This window comes from Actinophytocola sp. (assembly GCF_050699915.1).
GTDB lineage: Bacteria > Actinomycetota > Actinomycetes > Mycobacteriales > Pseudonocardiaceae > Actinophytocola.
Map to the genome: position 1 here is coordinate 1 of NZ_JBOHGA010000040.1, position 18,883 is coordinate 18,883.

Below are 18,883 nucleotides of genomic sequence, written 5' to 3' on the forward strand. Positions count from 1 at the left end.
ACCTGGGGGCGGGCGGCGACGTCGCGCGGGTGAGCCGAAGTGGTGGGTCGCCTACCTGTTCCTGGCGCCCGGCCTGGTCTTCTTCGGCCTGTTCTTCGCCTGGCCGGCGCTCACCGCGGCACAGCTCGCGTTCTACGACTACGACATCGTGACCCCGCCGCGGTTCGTGGGCACCGGCAACTTCGAACGGCTCGCCGCGAGCGAGGAGTTCTGGCAGGCCTTCGGGAACTCGGTGCTGTTCCTCGTGATGTTCGTGCCGCTGGTGGTCGTGCTGCCGCTGCTGCTCGCGGTCGTGGTCAACCACAGGCTGCGCGGCATCGGCGCTTTCCGGCTCGCCTACTACCTGCCGGTGGTCACCTCGATGGTGGCGATCGCGATCGCGTGGTCGTTCGTGTTCCACCCGCGCGGGGCGCTGAACTGGCTGCTGCTCGAGCTCGGCGTGCTCGACGCCCCGATCCAGTTCCTGCTCGACGAGCGGTGGGCGCTGCCGGCGGTCGTCGCCGTGGAGGCGTGGCAGCACGCCGGCTACTTCATGATGATCTATCTGGCCGGTCTCCAGTCCATCCCCGGCGACCTGTACGAGGCGGCCGCGCTGGACGGCGCCGGCGGGTGGGCGCGCTTCCGCCGCATCACGGTGCCGCTGATCCGGCCGTACGCCGCGGTGTGCTGCGTGCTCGGCGGGATCCTCGCGACCCAGGCGTTCGCCTCGATCTACGTGCTGACCGGCGGCGGCCCGCAGGGGGCGACCACCACGCTCGGCTACTACATCTGGTCGCAGGCCTTCGAGTACTTCGACTTCGGCTACGCGAGCGCGGTCGGGCTGGTGCTGTGGGTGTTCCTGATCTGCTACGCGCTGGTGCAGTACCGGCTGACCCGAGGGGAGCCGGTCGGATGAGGTCGCGGACGAGGACACTGCGCACGGTCGGCCGGTACGTGCTGCTCACGCTCATCGCGGCGGTGTTCGTCGGCCCGTTCCTGGTCCTGCTCGCCACCGCGCTCAAGCCCGGCTCCCAGCCGGTGTACGCGTTCCCGCCGGACCTGCTGCCGGCGCCGCCGGTGCTGGACTTCGTCGTCGAGGCGTGGACCGCGGTGCCGTTCGCGCGCTACCTGGTCAACTCGGTGCTCTACGTGGTGTTGACCGTGCCGGCGTACCTGGTGGTCTCGGCGCTGACCGCCTACCCGCTCGCCCGCTTCCGGTTCCCCGGCCGGCAGGCGGTGTTCCTGGCGATCCTGTCCACGATGTTCCTCGCGCCCGAGGTGATGCTGATCCCGCGGTTCCTCGTGGTGTCCCAACTGGGCCTGGTGGACACGTTCGCCGGTGTGGTCCTGCCCGGCCTGCTGTCCGCGATCGGCGTCTTCCTGCTGCGCCAAGCGTTTGCGGCCATCCCACAGGAGCTGCCGGACAGTGCCAGAGTGGACGGTGCGGGCGAGCTGCGGATCTTCTGGCACATCATGCTGCCGCCGGTGCGCCCGACACTCGCGGTGCTGGCGATCTTCGGGTTCGTCAACGTGTGGAACAACTTCGTGTGGCCACTGGTCGTGCTCAAGGACGAGGACACCTACCCGGTCACGCTCGGCCTCGCCTACCTCGCCGGCACGTTCGGCACGGACACCCGCGCGGCGGCCGCCGGCGCGGTGCTGGCGATGGTCCCGGTCGTCGCGTTCTTCCTCGCCATGCAGCGGCACATCGTGGAGGGCATGTCCGGCGCGCTCAAGGGCTGAACATGAATTAGAGTCGTCCGACTAAGGGCGTAACGGCCGACCGTAAGTCGCCGAGGAGGTGCACGAATGGACGTCGCGCCAGAGGTCGCGATCTTCGACGCCAACGTGCTGCTCGGCCGGCACCCGCAGGGCGCGACGGGTGTCGACACCGCGGCCGAGCTGCTGCGGTGGCTCGACCGGGTCGGCATCGCCGAGGCGGTGGTGGGCCACACCGCCGCCCGCCTGCACGACCCCGCGACCGGCAATCGGCAACTGACCGGCGAGCTCGACGCGACACCCGGCCGGCTGCGGGCCTGCTGGGTGGTGCTGCCGGGCGGCACCGGTGAGCTGGCCGAGCCGGACGCGCTCGTGGCCGAAGCCCTGGCCGCGGACGTCGCGGCCGTGCGGGCCTACCCGGCGGACCACGGCTGGTCGCTCACCGCGCCCGACGCGGAACTGCTGTTGCGTGCGCTCGCCGCGGCCGGCCTGCCGCTGCTGCTCGACGCCGAGCAGGCGTCCTGGACCGAGGTCGCCGGCTGCGCCGTGGCCCATCCGGAGCTGCGGCTGGTGGTGTGCGGGACCGGGTACCGGGCGCTGCGCCGCATCGCGGGCGTGCTGTCCGGTGCCGGCAACGTCTGGATCGAGACGTCCACGCTGGCGACCCACCAGGGGCTGGAGTGGCTGGTCGACCGGTTCGGCGCGGACCGGCTGGTGTTCGGCAGCGGCGCGACCGCACGGGACCCGGCCGAGGCGGTGACCCGGCTGCTGCTGTCCGAACTGGACGATGCGGCGGTTCGCGCGGTCGGCGGCGGCAACCTGCGGCGGCTGTTGACGCGGCCGAGAGCGCGGGCGGCATGAACACGCTCGCCCAGGCCGTGCTCGACCGCCGACCGCTGACCGGGGTCACGATCATCGACGCCCACGCGCACGCCGGCCCTTACAGCCTGTTCTTCATCCCGGACGCCGACCCGGCCGGGATGGTGCGGGCGATGGACCGCTGCGGGGTCGACCTCGCGGTGCTGTCCAGCCACCTCGGGCTGCAGCTCGACGCGGCGGCCGGGAACCGGGCCACGGCGCGGGCGGTCGACGACTTCCCCGGCCGGCTGCTCGGCCACCTCACGATCAACCCGTGGCACGACCCGGAGGCCGAGCTCGCCGCCTGGGCGGACGACCCGCGGTTCGTCGGCCTCAAGCTCCACCCCGACCTGCACGGCTACCCGCTGACCGGGTCGCGGTACGAGCCGGTGTGGGCCTACGCCGAGCGGACCGGGACGCCGGTGCTGTGCCACACCTGGTACGGCTCGCCGCACGACGATCCCTCGCACGTGGCGCGGGTGGCCGAGCGGCACCCGGACGTCGTCCTGCTCGCCGGGCACGCCGGCGGCCCGGAGCCGGGGATCGACCTGTCGATCGAGCTGGCGGCGCGGTACCCGAACCTGATCCTGGAGACCTGCGGCAGCTTCGTCACCGGCCACCACATCGAGCGCATGGTCGACGTGCTGGCGCCGGGCAAGGTGGTCTTCGGCTCCGACTTCCCCTTCATCGACCTGCGCCACTCGCTCGGCCGGACGGTCTTCGCCCGGATCGGCGAGCCGGAGCGCGCGGCGATCCTCGGCGGCACGGCGGCGACGCTGTTCGGGGTCTGTCCCGGCGAGGAACGATCGCATGCGCGGTGAGGTCGGTGAGACAGCAGGCAGGAGTGGCATGGCACGCGGGCCGATGGCGGGCCGCCGGTCGGAGATCGCGATCGGCGTCATCGGGGCTCGCGAGCTGGTGGACCGGATCATCGCCGTGGCCGGGCAGCTCGACGAGCCGCTGCGCCTCGTCGGCGCGGCGTACACCGCCGAGCACGAGGGCTACGACCGGCTCGCCGACATCGAGAGCAAGATCGACGTCGCGCTGTTCGCCGGCCCACTGGCCTACGACCTCGCGCGCCAGCGCGGCGAGCTGCCGGTGCCGGCGACGTACGTGCCGGTCAGCGGGGCCGCGCTGTACTCGACGCTGCTGCGCGGCACTCTCGAGCAGCGCTGCGATCCGGCCCGGGTCAGCGTCGACTCGATCACCGCTACCGACCTCGAGGAGGCCTACGCGGAGATCGGGGTCGGCCTCGACGACGTGCACGTCCACGAGTACCGCCACCCCAGGTCGGCCCGCGAGTTCTACGCCTTCCACGAGCGGCTCTACCGGGACGGGGCGACGTCCGCGGCGCTGACCACGATGCCGACGGTGGAACGGCGGCTGCTCGCCGAGGGAGTGCCGGCGCTGCGGATGGTGCCGACCGCCGCCACCCTGCGGATCGCGCTGAGCACCGCCACGCTGCTCGGCACCGGCAGCCGGCTGGAGGAGTCGCAGATCGCGATCGGCGTCGTCGAGCTCGCGCCGGCGGCCAGGTCGGGCCACTCCGACCCGAGCAACTACGGGCAGCAGGAGCTCAATCTCGCCCTGCACCGCGAGCTGCTGCAGGTGGCCCGCACGATGGGCGCGACGGTGCTGCCGCGGGGCGACGACAGCTACCTGATCATCGCCACCGTCGGCGCGGTGGCGCAGGTTACCGCGGGCTTCCGGGTGGCCCCGTTCCTCGACCACGTGGGCCGCGAGCTCGGCGTGCCGGTCAACGTCGGCCTGGGGGTCGGCCGCACCGCGCGGGACGCGGAGGCCAACGCGCGGACCGCGGTCGAGCGTGCGCGCACCGAGCACACCGCCGCGGCCGCGATGGTCGACGCGGACGGCAGCGTGCTGTCCCTGCCCAGCCGGCTGCATCAGCGCATGGACACCGGGACCTCGGCCGAGTCGAGCGCCGGGACGGCCGGCGGCGAGCCGAGCCGGGGCGTCGACCTGCTCGGCCGCCTGGTCCGCTCGCTGGACGGCGGCTCCGGCGAGGCGCTGGTCGTCGACGCGGAGCGGGTGGCCGAACTGCTCGACGTCACCGCCCGCACCGCCCGCCGCACGCTGCACATTCTGGTCGACGAGGGGCTGGCCTGGCCCGTGCCGCCGGCACGTCCCGCGGGTGCCGGCCGACCCCGCCAGCTGTACCGACTCGTGACGACCAAGCTCGCCGAGCACTCCTAGCCACGCCGTCACACTTACGGTCGTCGCTGCCGCGGCGATCCACGTCTTGCATTGTGCACCGAACGTGACAAAGTCGGTTCATGCGTAGCGACGTACGTGATCGGCTGCGGTCGTGGCTGGGAGACGACCTGGGGGTCGTGGACGGTTTGTCCGAACGGGAGCTCGCGGACCTGTACGAGGCGTTGACGGCCGCCCGGCACCGGCAGGCCGCGGCGCTCGCGACGGCGTCGGAGGAGGCGTTGCGGCAGATGCCGGCGCCGGTGCGGGTCGGCGTCGGCAAGATCCTCGGGTTCTGACGTGGCACCGGAACTCGCCTCGCGGGCCGAGCTCGTCAAGCTGGCGCGTGCACTGGGGACCACGACGGACGACGTCACCTTCGCGGCGTCGCTCACGTCCCGCGATCTTCGCCGCCTCCGCCAGCGGGTCGTCGGCGCGCTCTACGACGAGCACCGCGCCGCGTTCCGCCGGGTCGCCGCGATCACGAGGACGCTGCCGGTCGCGCTGAACGTCCGGATCGCCCTGCGCGCGTTCTCGCCGCTGCTGGCCGCGCGGGTCGCCGGCGAGATGTCGCCGGACCGCGCGGCCGAGCTGGCCAACCGGATGCCGGTCGAGTACCTCGCGGAGGCGTGCGTGCACCTGGACCCGCGCCGGGCCGGGCCGCTGGTCCGCGCCATCGATCCCGACCGCGTGCTGGCCGTGGTGACCGAGCTGATCGACCGCGGCGACTTCGTCACCCTCGGCCGGATGATGGACGCGGCCACCGACCGGATGCTGGCCGACCTCGCCACCACGATCAGCGACGACGCCCTGCTGCGGATCGGCTGCTACGCCGAGTCCGACGCCCGGCTGACCCGCGCGGTCGCCGCGCTGCCGGCCGAGCGCTTGCGCGCCATCGCGCACACCGCGCTGAACGGCCCGCCCGACCTGCGCGCGGCCGGCCTTTCGCTGCTGGCCCGCCTCGACGACGAGCGCCTGCGCGAACGGCTCGCCGGCTACGCGGTCGAGGAGCTGAGCCGCGAGACCACGACCTGACGCTCTTTTCCGGGCATCGGCACGTCGCTGTCACCGCGCGGCCGTGCCAAGCGATGTGATGCATGAAGCCCCGGACGAGAGGACCGAGTCATGACCGACGCGCCGCTGGCCACGATCGGCTTGGACAGGGAACCCCGGTGGGTCGCGATCGCCCCGGACGGGCGCCGGGCCTACGTGACGATGGACGGCGAGTCGGCCGGTGCCGTGGCGGTGATCGACACGGTGACCAACACCGTCACCGCCACGATCCCCATCGGCATCCAGCCCGGCGACGTCGTCGTCGCGCCGGACGGGAAGCGGGTCTACGTGTCCAACTTCGACCGGACCCGGCTCGCGGGCCGGCTGAGCGTGATCGACGCGACGACCGACACGGTCACCGCCGAGGTCACCGTGAGCGGGCAGGGCGGCGGGACCGCCGGCGTGGCGGTCACGCCGGACGGGCGACATGTCTACGTGTGCAACGACCACGAGGTGGGCCACGAAGCCGGCCGCCTCAGCGTGATCGACACCGAGACGAACTCGATCACCGCCACGGTCGACGTGAGCGCGTTCCCCACGGCCGTGCGGATCACCCCGGACGGGAGCCGCGTCTACGTGATCGACACCGACGGCATCCTCACGGTCGTCGACACCGCGTCCGGCACGGCGACCTCGCCCTTCGTCTCGGTCGTCGGCAACCGGATGGCGTTCCTCGGCCAGCACGCCTACGTGGTGCGCGACGCCGACACGCTCCTGTCCGTCCTGGACACCTCGACCCACCGGGTCACCGGCCTCGTCGAGGTCGACGGCCTGGCAACGGACATCGCGATCGCGCCGGACGGGCAGCGAGCCTACGTGACGCAGCGGACCCGCAGCCGCCTGAGCGTGGTCGACACGGCCACGAACCTGGCCACGCCCTTTCCTGTCACCATCGACGGCACGGCCAACGCACTGGCCCTCACCCCGGACGGCAAGCGGGCCTACATCTCGAACCGACAGTCCCGCACCGTGGAGGTCGTCGACCTCTCCGGATGAGCGGCGGCCGGTCACCGGTGTCCGCGCACCAGTTCCTCGGCTCGCGGGAGAGCGATGACCTCGCGATGCGTGAGGTTGGCGTCGGCGCCGCGCAGGGCCACCGCGCGGGCCAGCTCCCGCTGCGGCTCACCGCCGACGGCGTCCAGGAACGCGGGCAGGAGAGCCCGCGCGGTCACCAGCAGGTCGTGCTCGTCGCCGACCGCTGCCTGGGCCAGGATCAGGGCGGTCATCGCGGCGTCCAGGTCCGGTGCGCCATCGGCGCTGTTTCGCCAGTCGATCAGTACCGGCCCATCGGGGCCGAGGAGCACGTTGCCGGGATGCAGATCCATGTGCAGCACCCGCAGCGCCGGATCTCGGGACGTCCGCGCGGGAACGCGACGCAGCCGATGGTGCAGGTCCGCCAGCACGCCGGCGGCCGAGGAGACGTCGACCTCGGTGGTGAGCAGCGCGGTCAACAGGGTGGGCCCGGGCACTCGCCGCATGACCAGGTCGGTGCCCGCGGCGTGATACACCGCGGGCACGGGGAAGCCGTGCTCGGCGAGGTAGGCCATGACCGCGGCCTCGGCCGCGACATCCATGTCGCCTCGGTAGCGGCGCAGCACGCGTTCGGCGTCGATCGCGAACACGTCCGCGTCCCGACCCGACCCGAGCGGTACCGAGAAGCTCACCTCGACACCGTAGAAGTAGGTCAGGCGGAGAAGCGCACCGCGCCGTCGGGGCGCATCAGGCCGGTCTCGTAGGCGTAGATCGCCGCGCTGACGCGGTTTCGCGCGCCGAGCTTGTTCAGCAGGTTCTGCACGTGCGACTTCACCGTGCTCTCGCCCAGGCCGAGGCCCGCGGAGATCTCAGCGTTGGTGTAGCCCTTCGCGAGGAGCAGGAGCACGTCGCACTCGCGGGTGGTCAGCGCGAAACCGTTGTGCACCGCCTCGGGGCGGCCCACCTGCGGGCCGTCGTCGTCGCGTGGGCGGGAGCTGATGCTGTGGCCCGCGGCGACCAGGCGGACGGCGGAGACGAACTCCTGCTCACTGGTGGTCCACGGCAGCGAACCGGCCGACGCGCACCGCAGGGCGAGCGCGGCGGGGATGCCGGTGCCGCCGATCATGACCGCCCGGACCGGCCAGGCCGGCGACCCTTCGGCGATCCGGTTGAGCACGATGGTGGGGTCGTTGGCCTCGGTGAACACGACGATGTCGGGCGCCAGGCCGGACGCCAGCACGGCGGCCGCCTCGTCGGGATCGGCGACCTCGCCGACGATCTCCAGCCCGTCGGCGGCCATCAGCGCGTTGCGCAGTGCCGACTTGGTGATCCAGTGGTTGTCCAGTAACAGGATCCCTGCCGGAAGCCGGTTGCCCGTCTCGTCCATCGCCCTCTCCCACCCGCCGCGCGGTCGCGGCCTCCCGCGGTCAGTTAGCTGCGCGTTTGAGCAGATCCTCGAAAACCGTCGGGTCGTCGCGGGTGACCACCGGCCACCCGACGCCGTAGTCGCCCTCCCAGCGCACGTCGATCCCCGGGTTGGCGTGGTCCGTGCCGTCCGGGAGGAACAGGTGCGGGCTGCAGTTGATGCGGTCGGTCGCGGAGATCTCGGCGTCGGTGGACAGCGCCGAGCGCGCGCGACCGTCGTCGAGTGCCTCGGCGAGCGCCGCCGTGTCGACCACGTCGGTCGCGGCCGCGACGTCCATGATGACCTTGCGGTTGCTGACGCAGCGCGACTCGGCCCAGAACGCCTTCCGCAGCCCCAGGTCGAGCTGCTCGGACGCCTCCAGGCTCTGCGACTTCGCGGCGATCACCGCCTCCAACGCGGGCAGCGTCGTCGACGGGTACAGGTACTCCTTCTCCTGCCAGAGCTGCCAACCGGCCTCGGGCTCCTGCTGGCCCATCCGCCCGACCTCGCTGTCGGTACCCGAGCGCGGGCTCGGGGCGTCGTTGAGCAGCTCGAGCGGGAACGCGCGCAGGTCGAAGCGGACCTGGTCGGTCAGCCCGAGGCGCTTGCGGGTGGCGTGCAGGCGGTGGATCGCGATGTGCGCGAACGAGCACCAGATGTCGGAGAACACGGTGACCACACCCTGCTTCGGGGTGAGGTCGACGGCGGCCAAGGTCACTTCGCTCCCTGCGGTTCGGTGTCGGAATGGGATGCCTCGTACCGGTCGAGCACCGCCTCGACCTCGAGGTCCTCATCGGGCAGCCACGGGTCCATGGCGGGCACCGCGCGCACGGTCTCGACGAGCTCGCCGGCGCGCGAGGTCGCGGTGGGCGCGTGCGAGCTGAGCACGCTGCCCGGGTTGAGCTTGCTGAACTCGGCGAGCGTGCTGTCCCACTTCACCTGGTCGGCGAGCGCGGTCCACGGTGCGTTGGCGCGGGTGAAGGTCGACATGCCCTCGAGGTAGTCGGACCGGTCCGCGTCGCCGGCGTTCTCGACCATCTCGGGCAGGACCGTGCCGAAACTGTCGGCGGCGAACAGCGCGTCGCCGGTGTGGTCGTACATGGCCAGCGTCGCCGGCGAGTCGTAGGAGGGCGGGCGCATGAAGCTGACCGTGCGGCCGCCGAGCTCCACCGTCCGGCCGGGGTTGACCGTGCGGACCCGGTGGGCCGGCACGTCCCACTCCTCGCCGAGCCGCGCCACGGTCAGGCCGTTGGTGATGATGGTGGCGTTGGGCGCCGCCATCAGCACCTCCTTGAGGTTGCCGCAGTGGTCGCGATCGTCGTGGGTGATCACGATCCAGCGCAGGTCCCGCGGGTCGACGAGCGACCACAGCGCGTTCTCGAAGTTTCCGCGGTCGATGGCGAGGCCGGTGTCGACGAGGATCGGCTGGCGGGCGGAGATCAGGTAGGCGTTGACCGGCAGCAGCCCGAGCGCACCGAGCGGCAGGTGCGAGGGCAGGGTGTGGATGTCGGACGTCGCGAGGTAGGACTTTCGTAAGTTCGAAGGCATCTGGCGCTCCCGGTGTTTCGGGCGGTCAGGCGAACTGGACGAGGACGGACCCCAGCACGAGCAGGGCCAGCCCGGCGATGCGTCGTGAGGTCAGGGCGCGCTTGGGCATGCGGAAGAGTCCGTAGTTGTCGATCACGGCGGAGAACAGCTGCTGGCCGGTCACGGTCAGCGCCACCGTGGTGGCCGCGCCGATCTCGGGGATCGCCAGGAACGTGACCACGACGTAGGTGGCCGCGCAGAAACCGCCGAGCCAGCCCCACCACGGCATCTTCGCCAGCGGCTTGACCTGCGGGGTCGGGGTGCGCTTCGTCGCGACCAGGATGACCGTGGCGATCGCGATGGACAGCGTGGCGACGATGAAGCTGATCATGCCGACGGTGAGCGGCGCGTCGAGGTCGGTGCGCAGCTTGCCGTTGATCGCGCCCTGGATGGGCAGCACGGCACCGGCGACCACGCCGAGCGCGATCCACCCCGCGGCGCCGACGCCGCTGGGCGAGGTGGTCTTGGCCATCGCGCCGAGCGACTTGCCGGCGCTCGACTTCGACTCCGGCCCCTTCGCCGCCTCGGCGTCCTTCGGGGCGTCCTTCGGTGCCGCCGGCTTGGGCTGCCGGATGATCAGTGTGATGCCGACCAGCACCGCGAGGCCGCCGACCACGATCCCCACCGTCAGCGACTGCTGCGGCACGCCGAGCAGGCCGAAGAGGTCGAGCGCCAGCGAGGCGAACACCTGCCCGGTGACGAACAGGCCGACTGCCGCCAAGGCGCCGATGCGCGGGAACAGCAGGATGCCACTGGTGATGTAGATCGGGCTGGCGATGCCGCCGATCAGGTGCCACCAGGTCACGTCCGGCACCAGCGAGACGGCGCCGATCGTGCCGGCCGCGAGCGCGACGACCGCCAGGGCGGCGGCCGCGACCGACAGCTGCAACGTCGACGCGCCGTACGGCGTTTTGACCGCGCCGCTGAGTTGGAGGTTGACCGAGCTCTGCACCGCGAGGAGGCAGCCGACGAACAACGACAGCGCCAGAAGTGCGACGTACATGATCCACCCTGCTGATATGCGAAACGGACACCAAGATCACTTATGTCTCGTGACATACTAACCAAAAAGCGGACATGACGTCCACTTAATCGGCGCGTAGGGTGGCGACATGGTCAATAACGGCCGACCACAGACCTCCGGCGAGAGTCTGAGCCGCGGGTCGGCTGTTCCCGTTTCCGCAGTACAGGCGTGGCGCGGGGACGTCATGAACCTGCTCGAGGACCAGGCAGGAGGCCGGGCCGAGCGGGCCGATGCCGCGCGTAACCGGGCCAAGGTGCTCAAGGCCGCCGAGCGCGTGTTCGCCGAGCGTGACCCGCGTTCGGTCACCATGGTCGACATCGCCAGGGCCGCCGGCGTCGGCCGGGCGACGCTCTACCGGCGCTACCCCGACCCCGGCTCGGTCGCGGTCGCGCTGCTCGACGAGCACGAGCGGCTGCTGCAGGAGAAGCTGATGTTCGGGCCGCCGCCGCTCGGCCCGGGGGCGCCGCCCGGCATCCGGCTCGCCGCGTTCTACCGGGCGATGATCGACCTGCTGGACCGGCACCTGCACCTCGCGCTCGGCGCCGAGACCGGACAGTCCCGGCTCGAGACCGGCGCCTACCGGTTCTGGCGCACGCACGTGCGGGAGCTGGTCCGCGGGGCGAACGTCGGCGACCCGGAGGCGCTCGCCGACATCCTGCTGTCGCCGCTGGCGCCGGAGGTCTACCGCTCCCAGCGCGACGACGCCGGCCTGACAAAGCGGCAGATCGCCGGCGCGCTCGCGGAGCTGGCCGAGCGCCTGCTGGGTTGCTGACCTAACCAGACTCGACCACCTCGGCCGGCTCTGTAGCCGCCTCCGTGTCCTCGAGCACCGACACGCGCAGCGGACCGCAGGGCGGCCCGGACAGCTGCGTGCCGGTGCGCAGGTCGAACGTGGAGTGGTGCAGCGGACAGGTGATCGACATCCGCCGGGTGTTCACGAAGCCGAACCGCAGCCGACCCTTCCGATGTGGACACTCGCTCTGCGCGCGGACCCGGAGCGTGCCCGTGTCGATCTCGATCTCGCCCTCGGCGACCTGCCTGATCACCGGGCACCGACCGGGTCGACGACCTTGCGTGCCCGCGCCGCCGCGGCCACGGTAGCGCCGGCGACGACCTCGCTGGTCATCGTGATGCCGGCCCACACCTTGGCGAGGTCCAGCGGCCGCGCCTGCTCCAGCGCGCGGATCGAGGCCTGCATCTGCTTGCTGTGGAAGGTGTCGATGTAGAGGTGCTCGGCGTAGTACATGCCGTTCTCGATGCCCAGCCGCTTGGCCGCGGCCTCGTAGCACCTGAAGCCGTACAGCACGGCCGACTCGAAGTAGGCGTAGCCGCCGAGGAAGTACTCCGGCGCGGGCGCGCGGTCGGCGAACCAGTGGAACAGGTTGACGTAGGCGAGGCACTCCTCGGGCGCGACGCCCACGTAGTACTCGAGCTCGGTGGGCAGCCCCAGCTCGGTCACCAGCCGGGTGTACAACTGGGCGTGCTCCTGGTCGTCGTTGCCGCAGCCGAACTCGTCGATCAGCACCCGCAGCACCGCGGTCCGCGCCTTGGCCGGCAGCCGCTTGATGATCCCGAGGTGCGACTGCGACTCGACCAGCCCGTCGACCGCGAAGTCCGTGACGATGGACCGGAACTGGGCCAGGTTGGTGTCCTCCGCGATGAACCGCTCGTCCTCGCTCGGGCCCTCGCGCTCCTCCGTGGCGAGCCGGTCCTTCAGCGCCGCCATCAGCTTCTCGCGGGAGCCGAAGTCCGGCGCCGCCGCCTCCGCCCGCCGCGCGAGCGGCACCACCCACTGCTCCTCGATGTCGAGCAGGTCGGCGTAGCCGGCCACGTCGGGCGCCGTGCGGTTGTGGACGTATAACCGTCGCTGTGGAGGATCGCCGGGCGTCGTCGTCAACATCGTGATCACCGCTCCCCGATCTCGTCGACCGTGTACGCGCCGCGGATGACGCCGCGGGACGACAGCTCCACCTTGACGGAGCGATACCAGTCGTCGTCGAACAGTCCGAACCGTTTGCACAGCTCGTCGATCTCGTGCTGGCGCTCCGGGCTCGGGTCGGCGAGCATCCTGGTGCAGACCCCGGGCTCCAGGTTGGCCAGCGGGCCGATGAAGCCCGTGATGCCGCGAGCCTCCAGGATGAGATTCTCCCAGCCTTCGAACACCGGCACCTGATGGTCGGCCTCGACCAACCGGCGGGTCACCTCCGCCGAGCCGCTCGACTCCTTGATGCCGACCACGTTCGGCAGCCGGAAGATCCGCAGCAACGTCTCGAGCTCGATGTCGTTGCCGGACTTCTCGGCCTCGTTGTAGACGAACAACGGCACGTCCACGGCCTCGCGCAGGATCTCGTAGTGCCGGTAGATCTCGTCCTGGCTCAGGTCCGGGTCGAACGGCGTGCTGACCACCATGGCGTCCACGCCGAGCTCGCCGGCGAGCCGCGCCCGCGCCACGACCCGACCGGTCTCCGGCAGCAGGATCCCAGCCAGCACGGGCAGTCCGCGCGCGTGCGCGACGGTCGCCTCGACCATGTCGCGCCACTGGCGCTCGGAGAGCTTCTCGCCCTCCCCCGTGCTCAGCGTGGGCATCAGCCCCGTCACGCCGTCCCGTACGTAGTCGACCAGACTGTCCACATCGGACCGGCTCACCACGCCGCTCGAGTCGAGCGGCGTGACGAGCGGGACGATGGTCCCCGAGTACATCAGAGGTCCTTCCCCACCACCCGCAGCGCGAGCGACCGCGCGTACAGGCGTTCCAGGTGCGCCGGGAACCGGGCCTCGCCGGCCGCGCGCGGGGCGCGCACCGGCAGGTCCGTCCGGTCGAGCAGGCGCGAGTTGACGGTGACCAGCTCTCCTTCGCGGGAGAGCACCATGCCGACGGTGAGCCGGTCGCCGAAGTCCAGCTCGGCCAGCTCCGGCGCGCTCAGGGCGACGTCGAGATCCTCCTGGCCGTACCCGACCCGGTGGATCGCCATCTCGGTGTGCAGGGCGTCCATGAACGGGTAGTAGTCGTCCTGCTCGGCCCGGGAGTAGCGCCACACCAGCGCGTCGCACCGGCCCACCTGCTCGAGGCTCATGACGACCGGGGCGGACAGCCGCTCCACGAAGAAGTTCTTGCACGCCCGCCGAACGGCCTCGTCCTCGGCGTGCATCCCCATGAACAGCGAGGCGTCGATGAACGTGCCCGTCGCGACCTCGGTGGCCAGGCCCGTCGCGACGTCAGTCGCCATGGCTGACCAGCACCTCGCGCATCGCCGCCATCGCGTCGGCGAACTCCTCGGGCCGACGGGCCAACGCGACCCGGACGTACCGCTCGCCGCGTTCCGGCTCGTCCCAGTGGAAGAAGGTGCCCGGGAGGACGTAGACCTCGTGCGCGAACAGGTATGCCTGCAGGTCCGTCGCGGTGATGTTCGGGTTGGCGATGTGGAACCAGGCGACGCTGGTCTCCACGACCGGCTCCAGGTACTCCAGCATCGTGCCGGTCAGCGCCTCGCGCGCGGTGCGCCGGTTCTCGCTGATCACGTCGCGCACCGAGGCGAAGCCGTCCTCGATGGAGTCCTCGACGTACTTGGTGAGCATGTTCAGCACGAAGGGGGAGACGTTCAGCAGCACCGCGGTGTGGATGTTGTAGACCTGCTCGCGGATGTCCTCGCTGGCGGTGAGCATCGCGGCCTTCGCGTCCTGGACGGGCCAGGTCTTGCCGGTGTCCTCGAGCGCGAGGTAGGAGACCCCGGAGTCCTCGAGCATCCGGTAGATGTCGATGCGGTCGAGACCGTCGGAGCACAGCACGAAGGACGCGAAGCAGAAGTCCATGATCAGCAGCTTGCCGGTGTCCTTGCAGAACCGGATCAGCTCGGCGAAGCCGTCCTTGCCGTCCTTGAGCAGCGTGAAGCCGGTCGGGTTGTTCGGGTCGACTACGTAGATCGCGTCGGTGCCCACCGTCTCGGACAACTTCTGATAGAGCGTGTCCACCTCGTGCAGCGACTCCTCGGGGAACGAGTCGAGCTGCACCTCCATGTGCTTGAGCAGGTCGACCAGGTTGTCGAAGCACGGCGTCACCAGCGAGACCGACATGTTCCGCTGCTTGAGGTACATCGCGGCGACCATCGTCGCGACGCTGGCCGAGTAGGACAGCATCGTCTTGGACATGGCGGCCGCGGTGGGCTGCTTGTGCAACCGGAAGAAGGCTTCCAGGAAGCGCTCCTCCGCCTCGGACTGCAGGCCGTTCTCCGACTCGTACCAGACCTGCGGGAGGCTGGCGACGATTTCTCGCTGAGCTCGCGACTGGCGTTGATGCGTGTGCGCGTCCGCCAGGTTGAAGGTCGTCTTCAGGGCCTGGATCTCGTGCTGTGTGAGATCGACGAACTGACTCACGTCCGGTAAGAACGGGTCCTCGGTGAAGACATCGTCCACGATGGCGGCGAGATTGTCGTCGCTGATCATCAGGCTGGCTTCTCCATTCGAGTCAACGTGCATGTGAGCAGTTGGACGGAAGGCAGGGCGATACACCCAGGAATAGGCAAAACTCAGCCGGGACAGCCGGCCCGGAAGGCCACTGACCCGGCTCGAAGATATGCCTTGTTGCGACTGAGCTGTCTTTGGTGAGCCCGTTTCGGCTCAACGCCCCATAATTCCCCGATCACGCTACTCACATTGCTGCATACGGTGAGCAAGCATATGGAGGGAGTCGAAGAACAGTCCACCCACCGTTGTGACGATTTTCGTTCGTCACTTCGGCCGACGCCGTTCGGCACGCGGCCGGTTCAGCAAAGCCGTCGCGGAGTACCGGTTACGAGCCGGCGCCCGCAGCGGGTCCCACCAGCAGGGTGACTCGGCAGGACGGTAGACCCGGCCCGGCGGACGACTCGACCGCTTCGCCGAGCACGGTGACCCATTCCGTGGATGCCGAACTGGACCAAACGTCGCAACTGAGGGCGCGAAATGGTCATTTGACGTGCCCGAGATGTCCAAGTCGACGAAAACATGAACAAAACCAATATTTGGAATGAGCATTTGCGCCGTGCTGTACCTTGGTCCACGGCGAACTTGATCATTACCGCCGACCGGATGGTTGACCAAGCCCGGGAACGCGCTGATCGGCGCCGTCACCTCCCCCGAAATGATGAGATCTCCTCCTCAATACGGAGGAGTCATCCAGCCTTCGAATGAGGCAAACCCGTCGTTCTGCCAAGCCTAAAGAAGGTTGTGCGGGGTGTCGTTCTGGTGCACTCTGCAACTACTTGTGCACACAGAGCCATACCGAGGTGACTCGACGCAGTGGACCGTGAGATGGGTACCGAGGACGAGCAGCCGGCGCGAGTGCTCCTGCTGGATGAGCACTGGATCACTCGCGCGGCGCTCCGCGGGGCCTTGGCCAAGGCGGTGGATCTCGAGATCACCGCCGAGGCGACGGATTGCGACGAAGCGATTTCCTTGCTGTGCAACGCGGACATCACCGCCGATGTCCTCGTCTTCACCGGCGCGACGGATCCGGCGATGCTGTGCAGCCGGCTGGCCGACGAGCTGCCCCACTGGCCCGTTCGGCTGCTGATGATCGGCGGGGACGGGTTCCCGGACTCGCTGGGCCGCCGGTACGCCGCGGCCGGCTGGGGCTGGCTCCCCCAATCGGCCGCGGAGAAGCATTTCATCGCGGCGGCACGGCTCATCGCGGCGGGACATTGCATCGCGCCGGGGCCGTCCAACGCTTTGAACGGCCGTTTCGCGGCCGTCATCGGGGCGCTCACCGCTCGAGAGCTCGACGTTCTGCGGCTGCTCGCCGAAGGCTGCACGAACGCCGAGATCTCCGTGCGGCTGCAACTCGGTGAGAGCACGGTCAAGTCGCACGTGCAGAACCTGCTCAACAAGCTCGGCGCTCGCAACAGGGTGAGCGCGGCCATTTACGCGTACGAGATCGGACTGGTCCATTTGGACCGCCAGAGACAGAGATCTTCGTCCGGCACGGCACCTGATCCGTGCAATCTGGCCAGCGGGTAGGACGTCTGCGGTGCTAGGGAATCCAGAGTCAGGATGCGAGGCGGGTTTCAAGGACTAACGAACGCTCATCGGCCGGCCAATCCGAGAGCCGGTCGCTCCGCGAGAAACCTCGATCGCTGACATTCCCCACCGTCCCAAACTTGGAGTTATCGTGACAAGTCGCCGTACCAGTCGCCTCCTGACCGGCCTGCTCTGCGTCCTTGCGATAGTTGGCGTAGCAGCGACCGCCGGATGCACCGAAGAATCCGGCGGCTCAGGCAAGATCACCCTCGGCTACGGCCCGTTCCCCGGCTGGCTGCCCTGGAGAGTCTCCGAGGCGCAGGGCCTGTTCGAGGAGAACGGCATCGACGTCGAGCTGAAGTACTTCGAGAGCATCACCGACGGCAACAACGCCATGGCCAGCGGCGCCCTCGACGCCAACAACCAGACCCTCAACGACACGCTGGCGATGCTGAGCGGCGGCGCGAAGCCGCAGAAGATCGTCGACATCAACAACACGTCGACCGGTGCCGACCAGATCATCGTCCGCGACGGCATCACGAGCGTGACCGACCTCAAGGGCAAGAAGATCGCCGTCGAGGAAGGCATCGTCGACCACTACTGGCTGCTGCTCGTCCTGGAGGACGCCGGCATCGACCCCGAAGAGGTCGAGCTCGAGCTGATGACCACCGACGCGGGGGCCGCCGCCTTCGTCGCCGGCCAGGTCGACGCCGTCGTCGTCTACCCGCCGTTCACCACCACGGCGCTGGAGAAGAAGGGCAGCAAGGCGATCGCCACGACCGCCGAGTACCCGAACGCGTGCTCGGACCACCTCGTGGTCTCCGAGGACATGACGAAGAACCGGCCCGACGACGTGCAGGCCCTCGTGGACACCTGGTTCGACACCCTCGCGTGGATGAACGACAACAAGCAGGCCGCCTCGGAGATCCTCGCCGAGCAGGTCGGTGTGGAGCCCAAGGACTACGACGGCTACGCGGCCGGCGTGAGCCTCTACACGCTCCAGCAGAACGTCGACGCGTTCACGCCGGGCACCACGGCCAAGAACCTCAACTTCCAGGCCGAGGACATCGCCGACTTCCTCGTCGAGGCAGGCCTCGCCGACGACCGGCCGAAGACCGACGGGCTGCTGGACGACAGGTTCGTCAAGGCGGCCGGACAGTGAAGCCTGTCGTCGAGGAGCACGACGTAGGCCACACCGCCGACCACACGGTCGGCGGTGCCGGCCCACCGTCGGTACGCCAGGACTGGGCGCCGCTGCCGCGGCGCCCGGTCCGGCGCCGGCCGTGGGCCCTTGTCACCATCCGCACGCCGATCCCCCGGCTGGCGCGCTACACCCTGATGGCGCTGTCGATCGTGGTCCCGCTGGTGACCTGGTGGCTGCTCACCGAGTTCCAGCTGACCTCGGACCGGTACCTGCCCTCGCCGGAAGCGGTCTACCTGGCCGGCAAGGAGATGATCGAGTCCGGCGAGCTGGTCGCCGACCTCTGGGCCTCCACCCAGCGGGTGCTGATCGGGTTCGGCATCACCGTGCTGGTCTCGGTGCCGCTCGGCATCCTGATCGGCACCTACCGGGCCGGCGAGGCGCTCTTCGAGCCGCTGATGGCGATGCTCCGCTACCTGCCGGCGCCCGCGTTCATCCCGCTGTTCGTGATCTGGCTCGGGCTCGACGAGACTCCCAAGATCGCACTGATCTTCATCGGCACGTTCTTCTTCAGCACGCTGATGACGGCCGACGTCGTGCGCAACGTGCCGCGCAAGCTCGTCGACGTCTCCTACACCCTCGGCGCGCGCCAGGGCGAGGTACTGCGCAAGGTCATCGTCCCGCACTCGCTGCCCGGCATGATCGACGCGATCCGGGTCAACATCGCCGGGGCGTGGATGCTGCTGGTGATCGCCGAGGTGGTCAACTCCACCGACGGGCTGGGCCGCAGCATCATGCAGTCCCAGCGGTTCTCCCGCGTCGACGAGATGTTCGTGGTCTTCGCGGTGTTCGGGCTCATCGGCGTGACCACCGACGTCGCGTTGCGCCTGCTGCGCTCCTCGGTCGGGCGGTGGGCGTCATGAGGCCCCGCACCGATCCCACG

The 18,883-nt window shown here is 70.0% G+C and carries 22 protein-coding genes; 12 read left to right on the forward strand and 10 right to left on the reverse strand.

Annotation, left to right across the window (positions count from 1 at the left end):
* From ACRDSK_RS10390 to ACRDSK_RS10425, 8 genes are all read left to right on the forward strand, one after another.
* Positions 1 to 895: carbohydrate ABC transporter permease (locus ACRDSK_RS10390; RefSeq protein ID WP_431439850.1), on the forward strand; the 895-nt coding region annotated here is incomplete at its 5' end.
* Positions 892 to 1,722 carry a carbohydrate ABC transporter permease gene (locus ACRDSK_RS10395; protein ID WP_431439852.1) on the forward strand — a complete coding sequence of 277 codons (831 nt, stop codon included), beginning with the start codon at positions 892 to 894 and terminating at the stop codon, positions 1,720 to 1,722. The genes ACRDSK_RS10390 and ACRDSK_RS10395, both read left to right, overlap by 4 nt.
* Positions 1,723 to 1,788: 66 nt before the next feature.
* A complete protein-coding gene (locus tag ACRDSK_RS10400) occupies positions 1,789 to 2,559 on the forward strand; it encodes an amidohydrolase family protein (RefSeq protein ID WP_431439853.1) in 771 nt (256 codons plus the stop codon).
* Positions 2,556 to 3,377, forward strand: coding sequence for an amidohydrolase family protein (locus ACRDSK_RS10405; protein ID WP_431439855.1), 822 nt, complete (start codon positions 2,556 to 2,558; stop codon positions 3,375 to 3,377). Before ACRDSK_RS10400 ends, ACRDSK_RS10405 begins: the two co-directional genes overlap by 4 nt.
* 28 nt (positions 3,378 to 3,405) lie before the next feature.
* On the forward strand, positions 3,406 to 4,770 hold the full coding sequence (locus ACRDSK_RS10410) for a hypothetical protein (RefSeq protein ID WP_431439857.1): 1,365 nt from the start codon (positions 3,406 to 3,408) through the stop codon (positions 4,768 to 4,770).
* A gap of 80 nt (positions 4,771 to 4,850) precedes the next feature.
* Entirely contained in the window at positions 4,851 to 5,066 is a 216-nt protein-coding gene (locus tag ACRDSK_RS10415; RefSeq protein ID WP_431439858.1) for a hypothetical protein, read from the forward strand.
* A gap of 1 nt (position 5,067) precedes the next feature.
* Positions 5,068 to 5,802: a hypothetical protein gene (locus tag ACRDSK_RS10420; RefSeq protein WP_431439859.1), complete on the forward strand. Its 735-nt coding sequence runs from the start codon at positions 5,068 to 5,070 to the stop codon at positions 5,800 to 5,802.
* Between the two features lie 90 nt (positions 5,803 to 5,892).
* Positions 5,893 to 6,816 (forward strand): hypothetical protein, encoded by a 924-nt coding sequence (locus ACRDSK_RS10425; protein ID WP_431439861.1) that lies wholly within the window; start codon positions 5,893 to 5,895, stop codon positions 6,814 to 6,816.
* Between the two features lie 11 nt (positions 6,817 to 6,827).
* Here the strand turns inward: ACRDSK_RS10425 and ACRDSK_RS10430 are convergent, their stop codons facing one another.
* From ACRDSK_RS10430 to ACRDSK_RS10450, 5 genes are read right to left on the reverse strand one after another with little or no spacing between them, the layout of a single operon-like run.
* Positions 6,828 to 7,484, reverse strand: coding sequence for a phosphotransferase (locus ACRDSK_RS10430; RefSeq protein WP_431439863.1), 657 nt, complete (start codon positions 7,482 to 7,484; stop codon positions 6,828 to 6,830).
* 20 nt (positions 7,485 to 7,504) lie between these two features.
* On the reverse strand, positions 7,505 to 8,179 hold the full coding sequence (locus ACRDSK_RS10435; RefSeq protein WP_431439864.1) for a response regulator transcription factor: 675 nt from the start codon (positions 8,177 to 8,179) through the stop codon (positions 7,505 to 7,507).
* Positions 8,180 to 8,219: 40 nt separating this feature from the next.
* Positions 8,220 to 8,915 (reverse strand): DsbA family oxidoreductase, encoded by a 696-nt coding sequence (locus ACRDSK_RS10440; protein ID WP_431439866.1) that lies wholly within the window; start codon positions 8,913 to 8,915, stop codon positions 8,220 to 8,222.
* Positions 8,912 to 9,745: an MBL fold metallo-hydrolase gene (locus ACRDSK_RS10445; RefSeq protein WP_431439868.1), complete on the reverse strand. Its 834-nt coding sequence runs from the start codon at positions 9,743 to 9,745 to the stop codon at positions 8,912 to 8,914. Before ACRDSK_RS10445 ends, ACRDSK_RS10440 begins: the two co-directional genes overlap by 4 nt.
* A gap of 25 nt (positions 9,746 to 9,770) precedes the next feature.
* Positions 9,771 to 10,787, reverse strand: a complete 1,017-nt coding sequence (locus ACRDSK_RS10450) for a DMT family transporter (protein ID WP_431439869.1) — start codon at positions 10,785 to 10,787, stop codon at positions 9,771 to 9,773.
* Positions 10,788 to 10,992: 205 nt separating this feature from the next.
* Between ACRDSK_RS10450 and ACRDSK_RS10455 the strand changes: the two genes are divergently transcribed.
* Positions 10,993 to 11,580, forward strand: coding sequence for a TetR/AcrR family transcriptional regulator (locus ACRDSK_RS10455; RefSeq protein WP_431439871.1), 588 nt, complete (start codon positions 10,993 to 10,995; stop codon positions 11,578 to 11,580).
* A gap of 1 nt (position 11,581) precedes the next feature.
* Here ACRDSK_RS10455 and ACRDSK_RS10460 read toward each other — a convergent pair whose 3' ends face one another.
* From ACRDSK_RS10460 to ACRDSK_RS10480, 5 genes are read right to left on the reverse strand one after another with little or no spacing between them, the layout of a single operon-like run.
* Positions 11,582 to 11,854 carry a Rieske (2Fe-2S) protein gene (locus tag ACRDSK_RS10460; protein WP_431439873.1) on the reverse strand — a complete coding sequence of 91 codons (273 nt, stop codon included), beginning with the start codon at positions 11,852 to 11,854 and terminating at the stop codon, positions 11,582 to 11,584.
* Positions 11,851 to 12,708: an iron-containing redox enzyme family protein gene (locus ACRDSK_RS10465; protein WP_431439875.1), complete on the reverse strand. Its 858-nt coding sequence runs from the start codon at positions 12,706 to 12,708 to the stop codon at positions 11,851 to 11,853. The genes ACRDSK_RS10460 and ACRDSK_RS10465 overlap by 4 nt, the downstream gene beginning before the upstream one ends.
* 5 nt (positions 12,709 to 12,713) lie before the next feature.
* On the reverse strand, positions 12,714 to 13,508 hold the full coding sequence (locus ACRDSK_RS10470; RefSeq protein ID WP_431439876.1) for a dihydrodipicolinate synthase family protein: 795 nt from the start codon (positions 13,506 to 13,508) through the stop codon (positions 12,714 to 12,716).
* The gene (locus ACRDSK_RS10475) at positions 13,508 to 14,035 is read right to left on the reverse strand and encodes a DUF6190 family protein (protein ID WP_431439878.1); all 528 of its coding nucleotides are present in this window, start codon (positions 14,033 to 14,035) and stop codon (positions 13,508 to 13,510) included. The genes ACRDSK_RS10470 and ACRDSK_RS10475 overlap by 1 nt, the downstream gene beginning before the upstream one ends.
* Positions 14,025 to 15,248: an aminotransferase class I/II-fold pyridoxal phosphate-dependent enzyme gene (locus ACRDSK_RS10480; RefSeq protein WP_431439880.1), complete on the reverse strand. Its 1,224-nt coding sequence runs from the start codon at positions 15,246 to 15,248 to the stop codon at positions 14,025 to 14,027. Before ACRDSK_RS10480 ends, ACRDSK_RS10475 begins: the two co-directional genes overlap by 11 nt.
* 846 nt (positions 15,249 to 16,094) lie before the next feature.
* Here ACRDSK_RS10480 and ACRDSK_RS10485 point away from each other — a divergent pair.
* The 3 genes from ACRDSK_RS10485 (at position 16,095) to ACRDSK_RS10495 (ending at position 18,863) form a co-directional block, all read left to right on the forward strand.
* Complete coding sequence (locus ACRDSK_RS10485) at positions 16,095 to 16,799, forward strand: response regulator transcription factor (RefSeq protein ID WP_431439882.1); 705 nt, start codon at positions 16,095 to 16,097, stop codon at positions 16,797 to 16,799.
* Positions 16,800 to 16,950: 151 nt separating this feature from the next.
* On the forward strand, positions 16,951 to 17,961 hold the full coding sequence (locus tag ACRDSK_RS10490) for an ABC transporter substrate-binding protein (protein WP_431439884.1): 1,011 nt from the start codon (positions 16,951 to 16,953) through the stop codon (positions 17,959 to 17,961).
* The gene (locus ACRDSK_RS10495; protein ID WP_431439886.1) at positions 17,958 to 18,863 is read left to right on the forward strand and encodes an ABC transporter permease; all 906 of its coding nucleotides are present in this window, start codon (positions 17,958 to 17,960) and stop codon (positions 18,861 to 18,863) included. The genes ACRDSK_RS10490 and ACRDSK_RS10495 overlap by 4 nt, the downstream gene beginning before the upstream one ends.
* Positions 18,864 to 18,883: the final 20 nt, after the last annotated feature.

Excerpts from the sequence above, each read along its gene's own strand:
- ACRDSK_RS10405 (WP_431439855.1), top strand. The coding sequence starts at position 2,556 with ATGAACACGCTCGCCCAGGCCGTGCTCGACCGCCGACCGCTGACCGGG.
- ACRDSK_RS10465 (WP_431439875.1), bottom strand. The coding sequence starts at position 12,708 with ATGTTGACGACGACGCCCGGCGATCCTCCACAGCGACGGTTATACGTC.
- ACRDSK_RS10435 (WP_431439864.1), bottom strand. The coding sequence starts at position 8,179 with ATGGACGAGACGGGCAACCGGCTTCCGGCAGGGATCCTGTTACTGGAC.
- ACRDSK_RS10415 (WP_431439858.1), top strand. The coding sequence starts at position 4,851 with ATGCGTAGCGACGTACGTGATCGGCTGCGGTCGTGGCTGGGAGACGAC.
- ACRDSK_RS10450 (WP_431439869.1), bottom strand. The coding sequence starts at position 10,787 with ATGTACGTCGCACTTCTGGCGCTGTCGTTGTTCGTCGGCTGCCTCCTC.
- ACRDSK_RS10480 (WP_431439880.1), bottom strand. The coding sequence starts at position 15,248 with ATGATCAGCGACGACAATCTCGCCGCCATCGTGGACGATGTCTTCACC.
- ACRDSK_RS10410 (WP_431439857.1), top strand. The coding sequence starts at position 3,406 with ATGGCACGCGGGCCGATGGCGGGCCGCCGGTCGGAGATCGCGATCGGC.
- ACRDSK_RS10455 (WP_431439871.1), top strand. The coding sequence starts at position 10,993 with ATGAACCTGCTCGAGGACCAGGCAGGAGGCCGGGCCGAGCGGGCCGAT.
- ACRDSK_RS10485 (WP_431439882.1), top strand. The coding sequence starts at position 16,095 with ATGGGTACCGAGGACGAGCAGCCGGCGCGAGTGCTCCTGCTGGATGAG.
- ACRDSK_RS10445 (WP_431439868.1), bottom strand. The coding sequence starts at position 9,745 with ATGCCTTCGAACTTACGAAAGTCCTACCTCGCGACGTCCGACATCCAC.
- ACRDSK_RS10425 (WP_431439861.1), top strand. The coding sequence starts at position 5,893 with ATGACCGACGCGCCGCTGGCCACGATCGGCTTGGACAGGGAACCCCGG.
- ACRDSK_RS10470 (WP_431439876.1), bottom strand. The coding sequence starts at position 13,508 with ATGTACTCGGGGACCATCGTCCCGCTCGTCACGCCGCTCGACTCGAGC.
- ACRDSK_RS10400 (WP_431439853.1), top strand. The coding sequence starts at position 1,789 with ATGGACGTCGCGCCAGAGGTCGCGATCTTCGACGCCAACGTGCTGCTC.
- ACRDSK_RS10395 (WP_431439852.1), top strand. The coding sequence starts at position 892 with ATGAGGTCGCGGACGAGGACACTGCGCACGGTCGGCCGGTACGTGCTG.
- ACRDSK_RS10475 (WP_431439878.1), bottom strand. The coding sequence starts at position 14,035 with ATGGCGACTGACGTCGCGACGGGCCTGGCCACCGAGGTCGCGACGGGC.